The 17117-nt window shown below is 60.5% G+C and carries 18 protein-coding genes; 3 read left to right on the top strand and 15 right to left on the bottom strand.

The genetic code is table 11. The annotated features are described in order from the left end of the window. Positions 1-46: 46 nt before the first annotated feature. The 6 genes from ACODSV_RS08060 to ppc all read right to left on the bottom strand — a co-directional run bounded on the left by ACODSV_RS08060 (position 47) and on the right by ppc (position 6589). Positions 47-874: an isocitrate lyase/PEP mutase family protein gene (locus ACODSV_RS08060; RefSeq protein ID WP_102625206.1), complete on the bottom strand. Its 828-nt coding sequence runs from the start codon at positions 872-874 to the stop codon at positions 47-49. 27 nt (positions 875-901) lie between these two features. After that, positions 902-1762 carry a DUF72 domain-containing protein gene (locus ACODSV_RS08055; protein WP_024073801.1) on the bottom strand — a complete coding sequence of 287 codons (861 nt, stop codon included), beginning with the start codon at positions 1760-1762 and terminating at the stop codon, positions 902-904. Further along, positions 1762-2064, bottom strand: a complete 303-nt coding sequence (locus tag ACODSV_RS08050) for a hypothetical protein (RefSeq protein ID WP_024073800.1) — start codon at positions 2062-2064, stop codon at positions 1762-1764. Before ACODSV_RS08050 ends, ACODSV_RS08055 begins: the two co-directional genes overlap by 1 nt. Positions 2065-2224: 160 nt before the next feature. Next, entirely contained in the window at positions 2225-2911 is a 687-nt protein-coding gene (tsaB, locus tag ACODSV_RS08045) for a tRNA (adenosine(37)-N6)-threonylcarbamoyltransferase complex dimerization subunit type 1 TsaB (RefSeq protein ID WP_150055192.1), read from the bottom strand. Between the two features lie 90 nt (positions 2912-3001). Further along, the gene (gene adk / locus ACODSV_RS08040) at positions 3002-3649 is read right to left on the bottom strand and encodes an adenylate kinase (protein ID WP_024073798.1); all 648 of its coding nucleotides are present in this window, start codon (positions 3647-3649) and stop codon (positions 3002-3004) included. A 294-nt stretch (positions 3650-3943) separates the two neighbouring features. Further along, positions 3944-6589: a phosphoenolpyruvate carboxylase gene (gene ppc / locus ACODSV_RS08035; protein ID WP_024073797.1), complete on the bottom strand. Its 2646-nt coding sequence runs from the start codon at positions 6587-6589 to the stop codon at positions 3944-3946. A 183-nt stretch (positions 6590-6772) separates the two neighbouring features. Here ppc and ACODSV_RS08030 point away from each other — a divergent pair, with 183 nt between their 5' ends. The 3 genes from ACODSV_RS08030 to lptF all read left to right on the top strand — a co-directional run bounded on the left by ACODSV_RS08030 (position 6773) and on the right by lptF (position 8669). Continuing rightward, positions 6773-7117: a hypothetical protein gene (locus tag ACODSV_RS08030; RefSeq protein WP_024073796.1), complete on the top strand. Its 345-nt coding sequence runs from the start codon at positions 6773-6775 to the stop codon at positions 7115-7117. Positions 7118-7402: 285 nt separating this feature from the next. Beyond that, the gene (locus ACODSV_RS08025; RefSeq protein ID WP_041160854.1) at positions 7403-7828 is read left to right on the top strand and encodes a DUF4398 domain-containing protein; all 426 of its coding nucleotides are present in this window, start codon (positions 7403-7405) and stop codon (positions 7826-7828) included. 55 nt (positions 7829-7883) lie between these two features. Beyond that, positions 7884-8669, top strand: coding sequence for a lipotoxin F family OmpA-related lipoprotein LptF (gene lptF, locus ACODSV_RS08020; RefSeq protein WP_024073794.1), 786 nt, complete (start codon positions 7884-7886; stop codon positions 8667-8669). A gap of 61 nt (positions 8670-8730) precedes the next feature. Here lptF and ACODSV_RS08015 read toward each other — a convergent pair whose 3' ends face one another. The 9 genes from ACODSV_RS08015 to ACODSV_RS07975 all read right to left on the bottom strand — a co-directional run bounded on the left by ACODSV_RS08015 (position 8731) and on the right by ACODSV_RS07975 (position 17077). Next, positions 8731-9057: a hypothetical protein gene (locus tag ACODSV_RS08015; protein ID WP_150055191.1), complete on the bottom strand. Its 327-nt coding sequence runs from the start codon at positions 9055-9057 to the stop codon at positions 8731-8733. Positions 9058-9256: 199 nt separating this feature from the next. Next, the gene (locus ACODSV_RS08010; RefSeq protein WP_024073792.1) at positions 9257-9583 is read right to left on the bottom strand and encodes a PA3694 family proteiin; all 327 of its coding nucleotides are present in this window, start codon (positions 9581-9583) and stop codon (positions 9257-9259) included. After that, positions 9580-10485, bottom strand: coding sequence for an alpha/beta hydrolase (locus tag ACODSV_RS08005; protein WP_150055190.1), 906 nt, complete (start codon positions 10483-10485; stop codon positions 9580-9582). Before ACODSV_RS08005 ends, ACODSV_RS08010 begins: the two co-directional genes overlap by 4 nt. Before the next feature lie 77 nt (positions 10486-10562). Continuing rightward, positions 10563-11840 (bottom strand): flavohemoglobin expression-modulating QEGLA motif protein, encoded by a 1278-nt coding sequence (locus ACODSV_RS08000; RefSeq protein WP_024073790.1) that lies wholly within the window; start codon positions 11838-11840, stop codon positions 10563-10565. Positions 11841-11861: 21 nt separating this feature from the next. Then, complete coding sequence (locus tag ACODSV_RS07995) at positions 11862-12410, bottom strand: hypothetical protein (RefSeq protein ID WP_150055189.1); 549 nt, start codon at positions 12408-12410, stop codon at positions 11862-11864. Between the two features lie 16 nt (positions 12411-12426). Then, positions 12427-13143 carry a TetR/AcrR family transcriptional regulator gene (locus tag ACODSV_RS07990; protein ID WP_024073788.1) on the bottom strand — a complete coding sequence of 239 codons (717 nt, stop codon included), beginning with the start codon at positions 13141-13143 and terminating at the stop codon, positions 12427-12429. Between the two features lie 107 nt (positions 13144-13250). Next, positions 13251-14753 carry a lysine--tRNA ligase gene (gene lysS / locus ACODSV_RS07985; RefSeq protein ID WP_150055188.1) on the bottom strand — a complete coding sequence of 501 codons (1503 nt, stop codon included), beginning with the start codon at positions 14751-14753 and terminating at the stop codon, positions 13251-13253. A 70-nt stretch (positions 14754-14823) separates the two neighbouring features. Then, positions 14824-15919, bottom strand: a protein-coding gene (prfB, locus tag ACODSV_RS07980; protein ID WP_102625207.1) for a peptide chain release factor 2 whose coding sequence is annotated in 2 segments (ribosomal slippage) — positions 14824-15846 and positions 15848-15919 — 1095 coding nt in all. Because the reading frame shifts where the segments join, the coding sequence is not laid out codon by codon here. A gap of 156 nt (positions 15920-16075) precedes the next feature. Further along, positions 16076-17077 carry a response regulator gene (locus tag ACODSV_RS07975; protein ID WP_150055187.1) on the bottom strand — a complete coding sequence of 334 codons (1002 nt, stop codon included), beginning with the start codon at positions 17075-17077 and terminating at the stop codon, positions 16076-16078. Positions 17078-17117 lie beyond the last annotated feature (40 nt).

Here is a 17117-nt window from a genome sequence, read left to right as displayed (position 1 = left end):
CCGCCAGCAACAGCAGCCCACGCGTGAACTTGAAACAACGCACCGATCATTTCTTGAAGAATTGGCTGGCCTGGCTATACGACATCGAACGCTCGGTGAAGGTAAAAGTGCCCGACTCAAACACCTCCTGCGCCGCCCGGTAGAACTCACCATAGGCCGCCAACGCCATGGCGGAGCCAACGCTGATGCGCTTGACGCCCATCTCGCTCAGTTGCGCCACGCTGAGTTTCAGGCCGCCGGACATCAGCACATTCACCGGCTTGGGCGCAACGGCCTTGACCACCGCCAGCACCTCCTCGGCACTGCGCAGGCCCGGTGCGTACAACACGTCGGCGCCGGCCTCGGCGTAGGCTTGCAGGCGGCGCAGGGTATCGGGCAGATCCAGGCGGCCATGCAGCAGGTTTTCTGCGCGCGCCGTCAGCATGAAGGGAAACGGCAGGCTACGGGCCGCGGCAACAGCCGCTTCCACACGCTCGACAGACAAATCAAAAGGGTAGATCGGGTCGACGGCAATGCCCGTGGCATCTTCGATAGAGCCGCCGACGATACCGGTCGCCGCCGCACGCAGGATGGTCTGGGCACAGCCTTCGGGCGTGTCGCTGAAACCGTTTTCGAGGTCGGCTGCCACTGGCAACGCTGTGGCCCGGGCAATCATGCCGGCATTCACCAGGGTGTCGTCCAATGACAATGCACCCTCGGCATCCGGGCGGCCCAGGCTGAACGCGTACCCCGCACTGGTGGTGGCGAGGGCTTCAAAGCCGAGGCTGGCGAGCATGATCGCCGAGCCGGCGTCCCACGGGTTGGGCATCACGAACGCGCGATCGCGCTCGTGCAGGGCCTTGAAGGTTTCGGCGCGAAGGGTTTGGGCATCCATGACTGACTCCTGGCGGGGAAAGGAGCCCTAGAGTAACCCCAGTTGCTCCGCCGCGGGTTCCCGATACAAGGTCGGCAAGCCTGGCAGGCCCGGCAAGCGCGCCATCAGCTGGTCGTGAAAACGCAGGGCCAACTGCGCGGCGAGGCGGTTATCGGAGGTGTGCAGGAACATGTAGGGCGTGCGCCCTTCTTCAATCCAACCGGCGATTTTTTCCACCCACGGGAGCAGGAACGGGTCGTTGGCCTCAAGCTCCGGATGACCGATAAACCGTACCTGGGGAAACAGCGTCAGTGCCGCCGGGCGTGGTGGCACCTTGGGTTTTTTCGATTGTGCGTGCAGCACCGCAGCCGAGGTGGATGTGCAACTGAACAAGGCGCGCGGGTCGAGGCAGATCCGCTCGACACCACGGTCACGCAGCAGGCGGTTGAGCATGCGCTCGGCATCGCCCTTGGCGAAGAACTCCGGATGCCGCACTTCCACCGCCATGGGCCGCTCCAAACCATCGATAAACCCGGCCAGTTCGCCCAGGCGTTGCGGTGAAAAACTCGCCGACAGTTGCAGCCACAGTGGCGCGACGCGCTCACCCAGCGGGCTCATCAGGCCGACAAAACTTTCCGCCGCCGGCAACTGCTCACGCAGGTCGCCGCCATGGCTGATATCACCCGGGAATTTAGCGGTGAAACGAAAATCCCCAGGCATGATTTCGGCCCAGCGCTGCACAGTGGCGGCCGAGGGGCGAGCATAAAACGTGGTATTGCCTTCAACGGCGTTGAAGACCTGGGAATACAGGGCGAGGTAATCGCTGGAACGCGCATCGACAGGGTACAGGTACTCGCGCCAGGCGTTTTCGCTCCAGGACGGGCAGCCAATGTAGTAAGGCAGGCGCATCAGATATGAATATCGAGGCCCAGCACTTCCATATCCCATTCAACAAAACCGGCGGTGGTCAGGTAGCTGGCCAGTGCGGTGGCAACGCTTTTGCTCATGGAGCGAGGGAAGACCATATCTTGCTGACGGGCGGGAAGACCGCTGGTACGGGCGCTGGCGGAGCCTTGGGCGCTGGACGATGCCTCAGACTGGACATCGATGAAGTCCGGCGAGTCCTCAACGGAATCGTCTACCGTGACGTTCGCCTTACGTGGCTTACGCTTGAGGGGGTAGGACTGTGAGGAAAAGCCGTCTATGCGCATACATGCGAACTCGGTATCGGTGATGGCATTTTAGTGGCGCGATCCGTGGCGCGCAAATGCTCTGGTGATAACTAGAACACATAATTTGAAAAAGGTTTAAAAACGCGGGCAAATTCTGACGATTGGCGACTTTTGCCCCAAATTGCCATCATTTTTGGCGTCAAATTATCCCGCGCTCAGCCTTGGTTTGCGCCACCTTGTCGCGCAGGTACACAGGCGCGGCTTGATCGGCCGGAATCGCCTCGCCACGCTCGAATGCAAAGCGCGCCAGGGTCAGCAGGTCTTCGGCGTGGGGCAACATGGTGGCATCCTGGGCCACCAGCGGCACACCCATGCGCTCGCCATACCCCCAACCGGTGCCAGCACCGAACCAATCACCGCTGACATCCTCCGGCAAAACCGCCGCCTCCGGTGGCTGTACGGCTTCCACCCCCACCAGGCGCATTTCGCCAGCGGTTTGGCGGTAGCAGCCCCAATACACTTCATCCATGCGGGCATCGATGGCCGCCGCGACCTGCTGCGCGCCGTGTTCACGCAAGGCGCGCTGTGCCAGCACCGCAAGGTTGGACACCGGCAATACCGGGCGCTCCAGCGCAAAGGCCAGGCCCTGGACCACGCCGATGGCGATACGCACACCGGTAAAGGCCCCCGGGCCACGGCCGAAGGCAATGGCATCCACGGCAGACAGGGTAATGCCCGCCTCTTCAAGCAATTGCTTGATCATCGGCAACAGCTTCTGCGCATGCAGACGCGGGATCACCTCGTAGTGGCTTGTAACTTTGCCATCGTGCAGCAAGGCAACGGAGCAAGCTTCAGTCGCGGTGTCCAGGGCCAGCAGGGTGCTCATCGGTGTCGGTGTCCAAGTCGAAAAAAAGTGCGCCAGTATAAACAACAACGGCCCGCAAGCGGGCCGTTGTCGATGAAGCCGATCACTTGATCAGCTCAGTGCTTGCAGCACCTTGGCGGTGATGGCTTCAACCGAGCCAACGCCAGGGATATGGCTGTACTTCGGCTTGCCTTGGGCAGCCGACAGCTTCTGGTAAAAATCCACCAGCGGCTTGGTCTGGGAATGGTAGACGGACAGGCGATGACGCACGGTTTCTTCGGTGTCGTCCTTGCGCTGCACCAGGTCTTCACCGGTGACATCGTCCTTGCCTGCCACTTTCGGCGGGTTGTAGACGGTGTGGTACACGCGCCCCGAGGCTTCGTGAACGCGACGACCAGCAATACGCTGGACGATTTCTTCATCTTCAACCGCGATTTCGACCACGGCGTCCAACTCGACACCAGCCGTCACCAGGGCTTCAGCCTGGGGAATGGTGCGCGGGAAGCCGTCGAACAGGAAACCCTTGGCGCAGTCAGGTTGCGCGATACGGTCCTTGACCAATGCGATGATCAGGTCATCGGACACCAGGCCACCGGCATCCATGATGCTTTTGGCTTTAACGCCCAGCTCGGTGCCTGCTTTTACCGCAGCGCGCAGCATGTCACCGGTGGAGATTTGTGGAATGCCAAATTTTTCAGTGATGAACTTTGCCTGAGTACCTTTACCGGCCCCGGGAGCTCCCAGCAGAATGACGCGCATCGATGTGCTCCTCAATTTTTTATAGAGATGACGCTCGGATTCGCCGCGTGGGGCCAATCTCGTAAAAATATGGCTCATAAAAATATGGGCCCAAGCCGCCCAAACGGCCAAAGGCTGATCAAGATACACAGCAGGCCCTAACCACACAAGCCGCCAAAAGTCGGAGGAACCCGCGCCGCGCATACGTCATAGGTAGGGTGTGCCTGGGTGCAACCCGGCCGCTCAAACAACGACCGCCCGTTCAGGGCGGTCGTCACGGTTTACCGGCAAGGCGTCGAGAACGCGCAAAAAACCTCAGCCGGTGTTACGCAACCCGGCGGCGATACCGGCCACGGACACCAGCAGCGCTTGTTCCAGAGGGCTGTCCTGCGCCGCTTCCTGTTGACGGGAGCGTGCCAGCAGTTCGGCCTGCAACAGGTGCAAAGGGTCCAGGTAGGTATTGCGCAGGCGGATGAACTCCAGGGTGTCGGGGCTATGCGCCAGCAGTTGCGACTGGCCAGTCAGGCCAAGTACCACCTGGCACGCCTGCGACAATAGGTCGCGTAAATGCGCACCCAATGGCAGCAGGTCCGGCTGCACCAGGCGCTCGTCATACAGCCGCGCGATGTCGGCATCGGCCTTGGCCAGCACCATTTCCAACATATCGATGCGGGTGCGGAAGAACGGCCACTGCTCGCGCATTTGCCCCAGCAGTTCGCCTTCGCCACGCTCCAGCGCCTTGCTCAGGGCCGCTTCCCAGCCCAGCCAGGCGGGCAACATCAGGCGGGTCTGGGTCCAGCCAAAGATCCACGGAATCGCCCGCAGGCTTTCAATACCACCGGCACGGCGCTTGGCCGGGCGGCTGCCCAGAGGCAAGCGACCGAGTTCCTGCTCCGGCGTCGACTGGCGGAAGTACTCGACGAACTGCGGATTTTCCCGCACTACGGCGCGATAGGCGCTGACACCGTCTGCCGCCAATTCATCCATCAAATGCCGCCACGCCGGCTCCGGTGGCGGCGGTGGCAGCAGTGTCGCTTCCAACACGGCAGCCAGATAGAGATTGAGGTTCTGCTCGGCAATGTCTGGGAGGCCGAATTTGAAACGGATCATTTCCCCTTGTTCGGTGGTACGGAAACGCCCCGCCACCGACCCCGGTGGCTGCGACAGGATCGCCGCGTGGGCCGGGCCGCCGCCACGGCCCACGGTGCCACCGCGACCGTGGAACAACAGCAGTTCCACCTGTTGCTCACGGCAGATATCCACCAAGCGTTCCTGGGCACGGTACTGCGCCCAGGCAGCGGCAGTGGTGCCGGCATCCTTGGCTGAGTCCGAGTAACCGATCATGACTTCCTGCGGGCCCTGCAACCGTGCGCGGTAACCCGGCAACAGCAACAGTTGCTCGATCACCGGGCCCGCGTTATCCAGGTCGGCCAGGGTTTCGAACAGCGGCACCACCCGCATCGGCCGTTGCACGCCCGACTCTTTAAGCAACAGTTGCACCGCCAGCACATCCGAGGCGGCCCCTGCCATGGAGATGACGTACGAACCCAGGGAGGCGGCCGGTGCGGCGGCGACCTCCTTGCAGGTATTCAACACTTCGGCCGTGTCCGCCGACGGCTTGAAATAGCCCGGCAACAGGGGGCGACGGTTGGCCAGCTCTTTCATGAGGAAGCTGATGCGCATCTCCTCATTCCAGTCTTCGTAACGACCCAGGCCAAGGTAATCGGTGATCTCGGTCATGGCCGCCGTATGCCGACTGGAGTCCTGGCGCACGTCCAGGCGGACCAGGAACAGGCCGAAGGTGACCGCACGACGCAGGCAATCGAGCAATGGGCCATCAGCAATCACGCCCATGCCGCATTCATGCAGCGACTGGTAACAAAGCTCCAGCGGCTCGAGCAGGTCACGGTTGTGTTGCAACACGTCTGCGCTCGCCGGGGTGGCGACAGTCAGCGAGGCCTGGGCCCAACTGCGGGTCGCGCGCAAGCGGTCACGCAGTTGCTTGAGCAACGCCCGATAGGGTTCGACGCTGTCACCGACCTTGGCTTGCAACGCCGGGCTGGCGTGCTGCATCGACAGTTCCGAGGCCAATTGATCGATATCGCGCAGATACAGGTCGGCGGCCATCCAGCGGGCCAGCAATAGCACTTCACGGGTGACCGGCGCGGTGACATTCGGGTTGCCGTCACGGTCGCCGCCCATCCAGGACGCAAAGCGGATCGGCGCGGCTTCCAGTGGCAAGTGCAGGCCTGTAGCCGCATGCAGCGCATGGTCGGCCTTGCGCAGGTAATTGGGGATCGCATGCCAAAGCGAATGCTCGATCACCGCAAAACCCCATTTGGCCTCGTCCACCGGAGTGGGCCGGGTGCGGCGGATTTCTTCGGTGTGCCAGGCTTCGGCGATCAACCGCTGCAGGCGCTCGCGAATCTGCTCGCGCTCGGCCGTGGTGAGGTCGCGGTGATCCTGCAGCGCCAGTTGCGCGGCGATCGCATCGTATTTCTGGATCAGGGTGCGCCGCGCCACTTCAGTGGGGTGGGCGGTGAGCACCAGCTCGATTTCCAGGCGCCCCAATTGGCGGGCCAGCGACTCGTTGCTGTGGCCTTCGCGTTGCAGGCGGGCCAGCAACTCCGGCAATACGCGTGCTTCGAAGGGCGCCGGTTGCGACTCATCGCGCCGATGAATCAATTGGTACTGCTCGGCAATATTGGCCAGGTTGAGGAACTGGTTGAAGGCCCGGGCGACGGGCAGCAGTTCGTCTTCCTGCAACTGGTTCAAGCTGCTGCTCAGTTCATCGCCAGCCGTTTTATCCGAGACGGCGCCGCGCCGGTCAGCCTTGGCTCCTTTGCGGATCTGCTCGATCTTGGCGAGAAAATCATCGCCGTACTGCTCTCGAATGGTATTGCCCAACAGCTCACCCAGCAGGTGAACATCCTCGCGCAAGCGTGCATCGATATCACTCATCAGCCAATCTCCAGCCAGAAATCCGGGACGCGCAGATCTGTCAGAGTGCCGCCAGCCTGGTTTTATGACAAGACTTTAAACCTTGTGACTTGCAGCTAGTCTCAACTGTGAGTCGTCGCGTTATCCATGCGAGCGACTGGTCACTCATCACCGCCCGCTACCGCAGGCTTTATTGAGGTTGCCATGAAAATTCGAGAACTGGCCCAGCATTGGGAAGAGAACGCCAAGGGTCGCTTGACCAAGACCGAATATGCGATCCATCTGGATGTGGAGGCCGCCGCAAGGCTGGCGGCCATTGCCGAAATGTACCCCAAGCGCAACACCGAAGAACTGCTCGGCGAGCTGATCGGTGCCGCCCTCGAAGAGCTGGAAGCCAGCTTTCCCTACATCAAGGGCCAGCATGTGATTGCCACCGATGAAGAGGGCGATCCGCTGTACGAAGACGTCGGCCCGACCCCGCGCTTCCTGAGTCTATCGCGACGCTATCTGCACGATTTGTCGGCCAGTACCGACGAGCAGAAGCACTGAGCTCCCTCCTTTCCGCCCCCGTTTAACCCCGGTATTCCGGGCCTCTCAGAGGCTCGGCGTACCCCTGCGCGCGGCAAAAGTTCCATCTTTTATTCGCTGACCAATCGGTCAGATTTATTTTTAGGCAAATAGCCATCTCGTCTGAACTTTTGAAAAAAGCCTCCGGTCACAACCAGTAAGCCATCACTTGGAACAGTCGTTTGAAAGGGCGCTGGTTGCTTTACCGCCAGCCGCCGCAACCACTGACCAGTGACATGGATTTTGATGTTTTTCAGGAGTTATCCAATGGAGTTGAAGACGATGAAGACCAGCACAGCCAAATCCTCGTTTAACCACCTGCGCGGGCTTAAATTGGCCGCGCTGGCGATCGGCACCAGCTTCGTTCTGGCTGGCTGCGCCGGCAACCCGCCAACCGAGCAATACGCGGTGACTCAGTCCGCGGTAAACAGCGCAGTCAGCGCCGGCGGCACCGAGTACGCAGCAGTTGAAATGAAATCGGCCCAGGACAAGCTCAAGCAAGCCGAGATCGCTATGCACGACAAAAACTACGACGAAGCCCGTCGCCTGGCCGAACAAGCTGAGTGGGACGCTCGCGTCGCCGAGCGTAAAGCCCAGGCCGCCAAGGCCGAACAGGCTGTGAAGGATTCCCAGAAAGCTGTTCAGGAGCTGCGTCAGGAAGGCATGCGCCCGGCTGCTATCCAGCAGAAATAAAGCGCCGCACCTGATTGCATTGCACCCGATATCGAATTGAAAGGACGACACGACTATGCGTAAACAATTGATGATCCCTGCCCTGCTGGCGATGAGCGTTGCCCTGGCGGCCTGCTCCACCCCGCCAAACGCGAACCTGGAAAACGCACGGACCAATTTCTCGGCCCTGCAAGCCAACCCGAATGCCACCAAAGTAGCGGCCCTGGAAACCAAGGACGCCCAGGATTGGCTGGACAAAGCCGACAAGGCTTACCGCGACAAGGAAGACCAAAAGAAAGTTGACCAACTGGCCTACCTGACCAACCAGCGCGTTGAAGTGGCCAAAGACACCATCGCGCTGCGCGAATCCGAAGCCAAGCTGAAAAACGCTGGAGACGAACGTGCCCGTGCACTGCTCGAAGCCCGTGATGCACAGATCAAGCAACTTCAGGACAGCTTGAACGCCAAGCAAACCGAGCGCGGCACCCTGGTGACCTTTGGTGATGTGCTGTTCGCTACCAACAAGGCCGACCTGAAGGCCAGCGGCCTGGTCAACATCAACAAGCTGGCTCAGTTCCTTCAGGAAAACCCGGATCGCCAGGTGATCGTCGAAGGTTATACAGACAGCACCGGCAGTGATGCCTACAACCAGAGCCTGTCGGAGCGCCGTGCCGCTTCGGTGCAGGTTGCGCTGATCAAGATGGGCGTTGACCCACGCCGCATCGTGACCACCGGCTACGGAAAGGAATACCCGGTTGCCGATAACGGCAGCGTGTCGGGCCGCGCCATGAACCGCCGCGTTGAAGTGACCATCTCCAACGATAACCAGCCGGTCAAGCCGCGCTCGTCCGTCGCCTACTGATCGTCTGACGCAGCATAAAGAACCCCGCCAATAGGCGGGGTTCTTGGTGACGATACATTTATCAGAAATCGATCGACACTTTACTCTGCTCAACCGTCGCCTGGACTTTCCCTGAATCACCCTCTGCACCAGACTTGTTTCCATCGGCGCCTTGGCCGCCTTGCAGCTTCTCGATCTTTTCCATCAGCTCCTTGAGCAGTTTCTTCAGTTCATCAAGTTCGCCACCTCCTTCGGCGCCCCCACCTCCCTGGCTTTGCATCGCTTCAATCTGCTTTTTCAGTGCCTCAGCCTGCTGTTTGAGCGCGCCGAGTTCATTTTGGCCCGAACCACTGCCCTGGGAACCGACACCGTCCATTGGAGAATTGCCGCCAACACCACCTATGCTCATATAGTCGACTCCGGATTAATGAATTAGAACGAACCGATTCAGCGACGCTGATCAGTCCGAAATCTGTGGTAATCGACTGTAAATGGTTCCAGCGACTCTCGGTTCTGACATGCCTTGAACTATAAACCTGCGGTTTACTTGGGCTCTTGCTCCTAGCGCTCCAAGCCGGTTTCTCACACGGTGGCAGCAGATTTCGGCCCTACTCCTGCAACTGTGGCGTTTCCTGGCCCATGCAACGCACCGCCTGTTTCTTGCTATTCACCAATACACCCGTCAGGCCTTTTTGTTCGGTATCAAACAGTACCAACACGCCATCGACGCACTGCGCCACCTGGGCGGCCGGGGTCAGGGAGATCTTGTAGTCCTCGCCCGGCACGGTCTTGAGCATGGTGAAGTCACTGAGCAGCAACGCATCTTCCGGCTTGGCGAAGTGCAGGTAGCCGTAGTACCACAGGCAGCCGACGGTGCCGATGATAGTGCCGATGCCAGTGAGAATCAGCGGGATCATGTTGCGTTCTTCGCTCATTGCGGGCTCTCTGATGAGTCAACTTTAGGAATGGGGTAGTTCGGAATTTCGCCGAGGCGCCGCAGGCCATTGAAGTGCTGCGGGTCATCCAGGTAGCGCAGCATCACGGTTTGCCAGGTCTTGTCGGCAAAGGTCTGCACATGCCCACCTCGGGTCAGTTGCAGCACCCTCGGCGGCGGCGCGGCCTGATACAGGCGGATGCCATTGGACAGCGGCACGATCGGGTCATCCAGGCTGTGGAATAGCAATTTCGGTACACCGGTCAGCTTGGGCATCGCATGGATCGCGCTATCGCCGTCTGGCACCAGCCAGGACAACGGCACCTGAAACGGCCATGTTAACCAGGAGGTGCTCAGGGCGAATTGTCCTACGTCACGATAACTGGCCGGCACGCCATCCAGTACCAGGGCCTTGAGCCGGGCCTGACGCTCCGGGTGGACAGCCAGGTAATGCACCGCCAGTGCGCCGCCCAAGCTTTGGCCAAGGACGATCAAGGGTTGGGCCTGGGTTTCGGGCGCCTTGTCGATCCAACCGAAGGCGGCATCCAGGTCCTGATAGATCGCCGGCAACGAGGGCTTGCCTTCGGACAGCCCATAGCCGCGATAGTCCAGCAGCAGCACTTGATAGCCCTGCTCGGGTAACCACCAACTGCCACCGAGGTGCCAGGCCAGGTTGCCGCCATTGCCGTGCAGGTGTAGCACGGTGCCCTTGAGCGGCACACCGGGCTTGGCCGGCAGCCACCAGGCGTGCAGCTTGACCCCGTCGGCCGTGGTGAGGGTGACGTCGCGATATGGCAGATGAGCTTTTTCCGGCGTGAACGGCAGGCCGGGCTCGGGATAGAACAACAAGGAGCTGCAACCGCTCAATGTGAGTAGCAGGCAAAGAATGCCGAGGATTCTCATCCGTTGAAGCCTCGCTGATAGTCGAATCGTCGCACCGCCCCTCACAGATTCTCGAGCCGGCTTCGTCAGTACATCCTTTACAGGATATTCGAGTAATCCGCCTCGATCCGGTCCAGGCTCAGGTGGTTGAGGAAGTTGGAGAAGCACATCCACGCCGCCAGCGCGTTCATGTCGCGGAACTGCTCGGGCAGGTACTTGGGTGGCACCACCAGGCCTTCGTCGACCAGTTGGCGCAAGGTACGCATGTCTTCCAGGGTGGTCTTGCCGCAGAACAGCAGCGGCACTTGTTCCAGCTTGCCTTTGCGCACGGCCAGCTGGATGTAGTTGTAGACCATGATAAAGCCCTTGAGGTAGGACAAATCCTTGGTAAACGGCAGGCCATCAGGCACCGAACCACGGAACACCCGGCTGGCGTTGCCATAGCTCTCAGCCATTTCAAAGCCTTGCTCGCGGAAGAACTCGAACACCTGCAGGAAATCGGCGCCCTCCTCCACCATATGGATGGCGCGGGTGCGGTTGGTCAGTTTGCGCAGGCGGCTCGGGTAGGAGGCAAACGTGATGATCTCCATCAGGATCGCCAGGCCTTCCTGGGTCACGGTGGAAGACGGCGGGCCCTTGGACAGGAAGGTGCAGATCGGCTGGTTCTGGCCATTGAGGGTGGTGCCGACGTGCACCAGGCCCTCATGCACTTCGAGGGCACGCACATCACGCTCATTGAACATCGCATCGGCGCGGATCTTGATGTAGTCGGCGCCTGCCGCCGCGTCGGCGACGATCCCGTCGGACTCGAAGACGCGGATGGTTTCTTCGGCCTCGCCAAACACCTTGTTCAAGCGCGTTTGCAGCAACGCCACGGCATCCTTGGCGGTAAGGGTCTTGGCCTCGTCCTTGAGGTCGCCACGGCCATCGATATTGTTCAGGTAGTCGGAGAGCATCAGGCCCAGGTCGGCCAGGGTCGGGTCACCGGCATGGAAGGCATCGGAAGCGGCACCGTACAGTTCCTGGGAAATCAGGCCGAAATCCTCGGTGCCACGGGCCTCGAGCATACGCACCACCATGCGGTATTCGCGGCACATGCGACGCATGATCTGCCCCACCGGGCTGAACTGGCCGAGGCGGCGGGTGATATCGCGCTCGATGTTCTGGAACTCCAGCTTGACCGCGCTGGAATCGAACGACAGCGGGCGATTCAGGTAGTAGTCGCGGTCCACGGCGGGCATGGCCTTGCCCTTGGCCTTGAGGAACCCCTGGCGAATGTTCTCGTCCCATTTCACGGCGTCGAGGACGCGGATCGGTGTTTGCGCCAGCACAATGCGATCAGACAAGGTGCGTATCGTCTGCTGGTAATCGTCCACCCGGTGCTTCCCCTTTAAACGTTATTTGCCCACGCGCCGGTAGCGCACGGCTTCCACAAACACATCGGCATTGGCCGGGTCATCCAGGTACGCAAATACCTGGTCCATGGGGCTGTCCACCTGCACGCCGGGGCCCTCGACGGTGTCCACGGTGCTGCCATGCAAGGCATGCTGGCCTATCGCTTGGTGAATTTGCTCAAGGTCGAGGTTATAGACCACCAATTCGTGCTTTTCGTCGAACTCGAACCCTGCCAGGAAGTAATGCCCACCGAACTTGGCGGGCAACGGTGCCGACAGGTACCAACGATTGCCATGGCGCGACACGCTGAACAGGTATTCATCACGCTGGCCGGGCTTGGCTGTAGGGTAGCTCACGGCCTTGTAACGGTGTTCGCCGGCACGGGTGATGCGCAGGTTGAGAGGTTCGCCCCAGGCGTTCTTGCTGGCCCACTGGCCCAACAGGGCCTCCGGTGCCGCCTCACGGGTCGGCAGCGGATCCTTGAAGGTCACCAGGCAACCGCTGAGCAGCAGGAAGGACAAGGCGATTACCGCGACACGCCAGGCATTCATCAAACATCCCCCGGTGTCAGACCGAGGCCAACACCAAATGCATGTAACGCTTGAGAATCTCAAGCATCTCTTCAGCGGCCAGAGGCTCTGGCCCGCCAAGCAGGCCCTGATATTCCATCCGACCGATTATCGCCGTCAACACTTTGGCATCCTGTTGCGGCTCACGCGAGCCCAATACCTGAAAAAACTGCCCGGTGCCCTGCAACAGGATCTGCTGGTGGGAACGCACCAGCTCAGCCAGGCGCGGGTTGAGCAGGGCCTCCTGGCGAAACGCCTGCTCGGCCATCAGGTACTCACGACGGTTGGTCAGTTGGCGCTGCACGTAGTCGGCAGTCAACCGCGCGATGTCGTCCGCCAGTTGCGAGCGTGACTGCGGGCTGCCATCGCCGTAGGCAACCATCTCGCGCAACAAACCTTCGTTACGTACCCACAGCTTGCCCATGAAGGCGGCACTGCGTTCAACGTATTGAGCGAAGGTATCGGTGAGCAGGTCGTCGATATCCTTGAAGTAGTAAGTGGTGGCCGACAGCGGCACGCCCGCCTCCGCCGCCACCGCGCGGTGACGCACGGCACGCACGCCCTCACGCACCACGATGCGCATGGCCGCATCGAGAATGTCTTGCCTGCGTTGCTCGCTGCCCCGACGGCTGGCCTTGCGGCCCTGGTACTGGACGCTTTCAGCCACGGCAGCGGCAATGCCGGCGGCGCCTTCTTGAGCGGTTACGCGGTTCACGACACACATCCTTGAACAGTTCAAAAACCTGGCGCTGTTTGCTTGACGCTTATAGACGCCCCATAAAAAAGCCGCCTTATAAAAGGCGGCTTCGGATTTCGCTACGGTTACGCTTGTGGCCGCATATGCGGGAACAGGATCACATCGCGGATCGACGGCGAGTTGGTCAACAACATCACCAGGCGGTCGATCCCAATGCCTTCACCGGCCGTTGGCGGCATGCCGTATTCCAGGGCACGCACGAAGTCTGCGTCGTAGTGCATGGCTTCGTCGTCACCGGCATCCTTGTCGGCCACCTGCGCCATGAAGCGCTCGGCCTGGTCTTCCGCGTCATTGAGCTCGGAATAGGCGTTGGCGATTTCGCGACCGCCGATGAACAGTTCGAAACGGTCCGTGACGTTCGGGTTGTCATCGTTGCGACGGGCCAACGGCGACACTTCGAACGGGTACTGGGTAATGAAGTGCGGCTGTTCCAGCTTGTGCTCCACCAGCTCTTCGAAAATCATTACCTGCAGCTTGCCCAGGCCTTCGAAGCCCAGCACCTTGGCCCCGGCTTTCTTGGCGATGGCACGGGCCTTGTCAATGTCGGTCAGGTCGTCGGCGGTCAGCTCAGGGTTGTACTTGAGGATCGAATCGAATACCGACAGGCGCACGAACGGCTCGCCGAAATGGAACACCTTGTCGCCGTATGGCACGTCGGTGCTGCCCAGGACCAGTTGCGCCAGCTCGCGGAACAGCTCTTCGGTCAGGTCCATGTTGTCTTCGTAGTCGGCGTAGGCCTGGTAGAACTCCAACATGGTGAATTCAGGGTTGTGACGCGTCGAGACGCCTTCGTTACGGAAGTTGCGGTTGATCTCGAACACCTTTTCGAACCCGCCAACAACAAGCCGCTTGAGGTACAGCTCAGGCGCAATGCGCAGGAACATTTCCATGTCCAGCGCGTTGTGGTGGGTTTCGAACGGCTTGGCTGCGGCACCACCGGGGATGGTTTGCAGCATCGGGGTTTCCACTTCCAGGAAGTCACGCTTCATCAGGAAGGCGCGGGTGTGGGCAATCACTTGCGAACGCACGCGGAAGGTATGGCGCACATCTTCGTTGACGATCAGGTCAACGTAGCGCTGGCGGTAACGCTGCTCGGTGTCGGACAGACCGTGGTGCTTGTCCGGCAGCGGGCGCAGGGATTTGGTCAGCAGGCGCACGCTGGTCATTTCAACGTACAGGTCGCCCTTGCCGGAACGGGCCAGGGTGCCTTCGGCGGCGATGATGTCGCCCAGATCCCAGGTTTTCACGGCGGCCAGGGTTTCTTCCGACAGTGTCTTGCGGTTGACGTAGACCTGGATGCGCCCGGACATGTCCTGGATCACCATGAACGAGCCGCGGTTGAGCATGATGCGACCTGCCACCTTGACCGGGATCGCAGCCTCTGCCAGCTCTTCCTTGGTCTTGTCCGCGTATTGCTTCTGCAAGTCTTCGCAGTAGGCATCGCGACGGAAGTCGTTGGGGAAGGCGTTGCCCTTGGCGCGCTCGGCAGCAAGCTTTTCCTTGCGCAGGGCGATCAGGGAGTTTTCTTCCTGTTGCAGGGCTTGCGGGTCGAGTTGTTGGTCGCTCATGTCTTTAGATTTTCCATCACAGGTTCGTTGCCCCCGCCAATGACGGGGGACTTGAGGTCGGGCTGACGGTTTACAGCCCCGATTTCAGGCTGGCTTCCAGGTATTCGTCGATATCGCCGTCGAGCACCTTGTCGCAGTCACTGCGTTCGATGTTAGTGCGCAAATCCTTGATCCGCGACGCATCAAGCACATAAGAACGGATCTGGTGGCCCCAGCCGATATCCGACTTGGTGTCTTCCAGCGCCTGGGAAGCGGCGTTGCGCTTCTGCATTTCCTGCTCGTACAACTTGGCCCGCAGCATTTTCATGGCGGTGTCCTTGTTCGCGTGCTGGGAACGTTCGTTCTGGCAACTGACCACGGTGTTGGTCGGGACGTGGGTAATACGGACAGCCGAGTCGGTGGTGTTTACGTGCTGGCCACCGGCACCGGAGGAGCGGTAGGTGTCGATCCGCAGGTCGGCCGGGTTGATCTCGATTTCCACCTTGTCATCGATCTCGGGCGAGACGAACACTGCGCAGAACGAGGTGTGGCGACGGTTGCCGGAGTCGAACGGGCTCTTGCGCACCAGGCGGTGTACGCCGATCTCGGTACGCAGCCAGCCAAAGGCGTATTCACCCTTGATGTGCACGGTCGCGCCCTTGATACCCGCGACTTCACCGGCCGACAGTTCCATGATGGTGGCGTCGAAACCGCGCTTGTCGGCCCAGCGCAGGTACATGCGCAACAGGATGTTGGCCCAGTCCTGGGCTTCGGTGCCGCCGGAACCGGCCTGGATATCCAGGTAGGCGTTGTTCGGGTCCATCTCGTGGCTGAACATGCGGCGGAATTCAAGCTTGGCGAGGTTTTCCTCGAGACGGGCCAGCTCGGCGACGACATCGCCCACTGCGCCTTCGTCGTTCTCTTCGACGGCCATGTCCAGCAGGTCGCGGCAATCGGCCAGACCGGTGTTCAACTCGTCGAGGGTATCGACGATCTGCGCCAGCGCAGAACGCTCGCGGCCCAGTTCCTGGGCGTATTCAGGTTTGTTCCAGACACTCGGATCTTCAAGCTCGCGATTGACTTCGGTCAGACGCTCATGCTTTTGATCGTAGTCAAAGATACCCCCGAATAGTTTCGGAGCGCTCGGACAGGTCCTTGATGGTGTTAAGGATCGGGTTGATTTCCATGGCGGGCAGCACTCGTTGGCGAACTTTTGAAAGCCGGCGAGTATAACGGCAAACGGGTGCAAACGGCAGTCCGCTTGGCGAAAAGGCAGACTACGCAGGGTTAAATGTGGGAGGGCGCGCGCCCTCTCACACATTTTGATCGGTTGCGGCCTCAGGTCACTCGATGCACACCTGGTTACGCCCGTTATGCTTGGCCGTATACAACCCCTTGTCCGCCGCCATGATCAGTTGTCGGCAATCGGTGCCTTGCACGGGCGTCATGGTCGACAGACCGATGCTGATGGTCAGGCTGGAGCCTTCAGTCGGAGCGATATGGGGGATTTTCAGGGCAGCGACGGCCATGCGTAGCTTTTCTGCTACTAACCGCGCACCACCGGGCGAGGTGTTGGGCAGCACCAGGGCGAATTCTTCACCACCATAGCGCGCCGGCAAGTCCGAAGGGCGGCTGCTGGCCTCGCGGATGCTGGCGGCGACCTTGCGCAAGGCTTCGTCGCCTTCGACGTGGCCAAAGCTGTCGTTGTAGGTCTTGAAGAAATCCACATCGATCATCAGCAGTGACAACTGGGTCTGGTCGCGCAAGGCGCGACGCCACTCCAGTTCCAGGTATTCGTCGAAGTGGCGGCGGTTGGACAGGCCGGTGAGGCCGTCGGAGTTCATCAGGCGCTGCAACACCAGGTTGGTGTCCAGCAACTGTTGCTGGCTGACCCGCAGTGCGCGGTACGCCGCATCACGCTGCAGCAACGTCATGTACGAGCGCGAGTGGTAGCGAATACGCGCCACCAGTTCGATATTGTCCGGCAGCTTGACCAGGTAATCATTGGCCCCGGCCGAGAACGCCGCGCTCTTGATCAGGGGGTCTTCCTTGGTGGAAAGCACAATGATCGGAATGTTTTGCGTGGCCGGGTGGTTGCGGTATTCGCGCACCAGGGTCAGGCCATCCAGGCCGGGCATCACCAGGTCCTGCAGGATCACCGTGGGCTTGATGCGGATCGCCTGGGCAATCGCCTGGTGCGGATCGGCACAGAAGTGGAAGTCGATGTTTTCTTCGTGGGCCAGGCCGCGTCGTACGGCTTCACCGATCATCGCCTGGTCGTCGACCAGCAACACCATGGCGGCGTTTTCGTCGGTCTTGATGTCGTCGATCTGTAAGTCATTCATGTGCAGTCACCTGAATTACTGCCTGCAAACCAGCAGCCGG

This window comes from Pseudomonas sp. FG86 (genome assembly GCF_057808775.1).
The sequence above is the reverse complement of the archived record's forward strand: the minus strand, read 5'-3'. Positions and strand labels throughout refer to the sequence as shown.

Coding starts and splice junctions, on each gene's coding strand:
- ppc (WP_024073797.1), bottom strand. CDS start 6,589: ATGAGTGATATCGATGCACGCTTGCGCGAGGATGTTCACCTGCTGGGT.
- ACODSV_RS08055 (WP_024073801.1), bottom strand. CDS start 1,762: ATGCGCCTGCCTTACTACATTGGCTGCCCGTCCTGGAGCGAAAACGCC.
- ACODSV_RS08010 (WP_024073792.1), bottom strand. CDS start 9,583: ATGAGCGAAGAACGCAACATGATCCCGCTGATTCTCACTGGCATCGGC.
- lptF (WP_024073794.1), top strand. CDS start 7,884: ATGCGTAAACAATTGATGATCCCTGCCCTGCTGGCGATGAGCGTTGCC.
- ACODSV_RS08060 (WP_102625206.1), bottom strand. CDS start 874: ATGGATGCCCAAACCCTTCGCGCCGAAACCTTCAAGGCCCTGCACGAG.
- adk (WP_024073798.1), bottom strand. CDS start 3,649: ATGCGCGTCATTCTGCTGGGAGCTCCCGGGGCCGGTAAAGGTACTCAG.
- ACODSV_RS08015 (WP_150055191.1), bottom strand. CDS start 9,057: ATGAGCATAGGTGGTGTTGGCGGCAATTCTCCAATGGACGGTGTCGGT.
- ACODSV_RS08030 (WP_024073796.1), top strand. CDS start 6,773: ATGAAAATTCGAGAACTGGCCCAGCATTGGGAAGAGAACGCCAAGGGT.
- lysS (WP_150055188.1), bottom strand. CDS start 14,753: ATGAGCGACCAACAACTCGACCCGCAAGCCCTGCAACAGGAAGAAAAC.
- ACODSV_RS07975 (WP_150055187.1), bottom strand. CDS start 17,077: ATGAATGACTTACAGATCGACGACATCAAGACCGACGAAAACGCCGCC.
- ACODSV_RS07995 (WP_150055189.1), bottom strand. CDS start 12,410: ATGAATGCCTGGCGTGTCGCGGTAATCGCCTTGTCCTTCCTGCTGCTC.
- ACODSV_RS08005 (WP_150055190.1), bottom strand. CDS start 10,485: ATGAGAATCCTCGGCATTCTTTGCCTGCTACTCACATTGAGCGGTTGC.
- ACODSV_RS08025 (WP_041160854.1), top strand. CDS start 7,403: ATGGAGTTGAAGACGATGAAGACCAGCACAGCCAAATCCTCGTTTAAC.
- ACODSV_RS08050 (WP_024073800.1), bottom strand. CDS start 2,064: ATGCGCATAGACGGCTTTTCCTCACAGTCCTACCCCCTCAAGCGTAAG.
- tsaB (WP_150055192.1), bottom strand. CDS start 2,911: ATGAGCACCCTGCTGGCCCTGGACACCGCGACTGAAGCTTGCTCCGTT.